Raw genomic sequence first — 2,696 nt, 5'->3', positions numbered from 1 at the left:
TGTCCGCGGCGACGGCCGGTGGCCGGGAGGACCCGGTCGACGTCCTCGTCGCCGGGCTGCTCGCGTCCGAACTGTTCCGGTCCCAGCTTGACGGACTGGCCCGCAAGGTGCCGGTGGAGAAGGTCGAGGCGGCGGTGCGGGCGCTGCTCGCCGCGTTCGGCACCCTGGCGACGAGCGTCGTCGCCGAGCGCGCCGGCGAGCGCCCGGCGCGGGCCGGCGGCTTCGCCGTGACCCTCCAGCGTCTTTTCAACATCGACAACTACCCTGTGCTGGAGCCGATCGACGACGGCCACACCCTGCGCCTCAACGTCGACCTGCTGCGCGCCCAGTTCGGGCTGACCTCTTGACCGGCCAGTTGACCGGCCAGGTCAGCGCGGCGCGGCGCCGGGACGTGCTGGATGCGCTGCGGCGCGGGGCGGTGCCGGCGGCCGGGCTGGACCTGCTCGCGGTCGGGCTGGGCCGGTTCGAGCGCGCCGCCGCCGAGGATCTGGCCGCCGTCGCCGCCGGCGGGTCGGTGTTCAAGGCGGTCCGCGGCGAGTACGGCTCCGGGAAGACGTTCTTCACCCGCTGGCTCGCCGAACGGGCGAAGAAGGCAGGCCTCGCGGCCGCCGAGGTGCAGATCTCGGAGAACGAGACGCCGCTGCACAGGCTGGAGACCGTCTACCGCCGGCTGACCGAGCGGCTGACCACCGCGACGTTCCCGCCGAGCGCGTTGCGGCAGGTCGTCGACGGCTGGTTCTACGCGCTGGAGGAGGACGTCCTCGCCACCGACGGGGCGACGGGCGACGCGGCGACGGGCGACGACGCCGCGGCGCTCGACCGGGCGGTCGGCGAGCTCGTCGACCGGCGGCTCGCCGACGTCGGCCGGACAGCGCCCGCGTTCGCGGCGGCGCTGCGTGGCTACCGGGCGGCGCTGGCCACCGGCGACGAGGCGTCCGCGGCGGCGGTGCTCGCCTGGCTCGGTGGGCAGCCGCACGTCGCGGCGAGCGCCCGCCGGGCCGCCGGGGTGCGCGGCGAGCTGGACCATTTCGGGGCGCTCGGCTTCCTGCAGGGGCTGCTGGTGGTGCTGCGTGACAGCGGCTTCCGCGGTCTGCTCCTCGTCCTCGACGAGGTCGAGACCCTGCAGCGGGTTCGCTCCGACGCGCGGGACAAGGCGCTGAACGCGCTGCGCCAGCTCATCGACGAGGTCCACAGCGGCCGTTTCCCCGGCCTGTTCCTCGTCATCACCGGAACGCCGGCCTTCTATGACGGCCCGCAGGGGGTGGGGCGGCTCGCGCCGCTCGCGCAGCGGCTGGCGACCGACTTCACCACCGACCCGAAGTTCGACAACCCGAGGGCCGTGCAGCTGCGGCTGGCCGGGTTCACCGAGGCGTCGCTGGTCGAGCTCGGCGGGCGGGTCCGGGACCTGTACGCGGCCGGTGCGCCGGGCGACGCGGCCGGCCGGATCGAGAAGCTCGTCGACGACGCCTATCTCGAGGAGCTGGCCGGGGCGGTCGCCGGGCGGCTCGGCGGGAAGGTGGGTGTCACGCCCAGGCTGTTCCTGAAGAAGCTCGTCGGGGACGTGCTCGACCGGGTCGACCAGTTCGACGACTTCGCCCCCAGGCGCGACTACCCGCTGACCATCGGCACGGCCGAAATGACCGACCTGGAACGCAACGCCGCCCGCGCCGACGACATCGACATCGACCTGGACCCGGACGCGGACCCGGCCTGGACCCGGATGCGGACCTGGACCTGGGCCCGGGTCCGGCGTGACCGTCGAGCCGGAGGCGTCCGCCGCCGACGCGGCGGATCTGCTGCACCCGGTGGTGCTGCACCACATCGTGAACACCCTGCGGTGGCCGGGGCTGCGGCCGTTGCAGGAAGAGGCGGCCGCGCCGCTGCTCGCCGGTTCGGACGCGCTGCTGCTCGCGCCGACCGCCGGCGGGAAGACCGAGGCGGCGACGTTCCCGGTCCTGTCGCGGATGGCGGCCGAGAACTGGCAGGGGACGTCGGTGCTGTACCTGTGCCCGTTGAAGGCGCTGCTGAACAACCTGGCGCCCCGGCTGGAGACCTACACCGGCTGGCTCGGGCGCCAGGCCGCCGTCTGGCACGGCGACGTGACCGACAGCCGGCGCAACCGGATCCGCCGCGAACGGCCCGACGTCCTGCTCACCACGCCCGAGTCGCTGGAGGCGATGCTCGTCAGCGTCCGCACCGACCATCGCAGCTTCTTCGCCGGCGTCCGCACCGTGATCGTCGACGAGGTCCACGCGTTCGCCGGCGACGACCGTGGCTGGCACCTCCTCGCCGTCCTGGAGCGGCTACGCCGGATCATCGCCGCCGAACAGGCAGGGGAACGAACCGCCGAACGGGCCGCCGCGCACGGCGATCCCTGTGTTCCGCGGAACGCGGTGTCGAACAACGCGGTGTCGATCGGGGGGTTGCAGGTCATCGGCCTGTCGGCGACCGTCGGGAACCCGGCCGAGCTGCTGCGCTGGCTACAGGGCTCGGGTGCGGGCCGGCGCCCGGCCCAGGTCGTCGCGCCGGGCCTGCCGGCCGCGCTTTCCCGGCGGTCTTCCCCGGCGACGGCCCCCGCTGCCGGGGGCGTGGAGGCCGTGACCGGTACCGTGCCGGCGGCCGCTGCCGACGCGTTGCCAGCCAATGTCGAGACGGGCTCGGCCGGCGGCGCGCCGCCGGCACCCGGGCCGCCCACG

At 74.8% G+C, this 2,696-nt stretch carries 1 protein-coding gene and 2 pseudogenes; all 3 read left to right on the top strand.

The window, feature by feature from the left end; genetic code table 11:
- Positions 1-347, top strand: a pseudogene (locus AC5LUJ_RS19900) (BREX-2 system phosphatase PglZ); the annotation flags it as partial.
- A gap of 44 nt (positions 348-391) precedes the next feature.
- Positions 392-1,600: pseudogene (brxD, locus tag AC5LUJ_RS19895) on the top strand (BREX system ATP-binding protein BrxD); the annotation flags it as partial.
- A 151-nt stretch (positions 1,601-1,751) separates the two neighbouring features.
- A partial coding sequence (locus tag AC5LUJ_RS19890; protein WP_493465495.1) for a DEAD/DEAH box helicase occupies positions 1,752-2,696 on the top strand: 945 nt, incomplete at its 3' end.

This window comes from Protofrankia sp. CiP1_Cm_nod3, from assembly GCF_982290655.1.
Note: the sequence above shows the minus strand (reverse complement) of the source record. Positions and strands in the feature narration are given on the sequence as shown.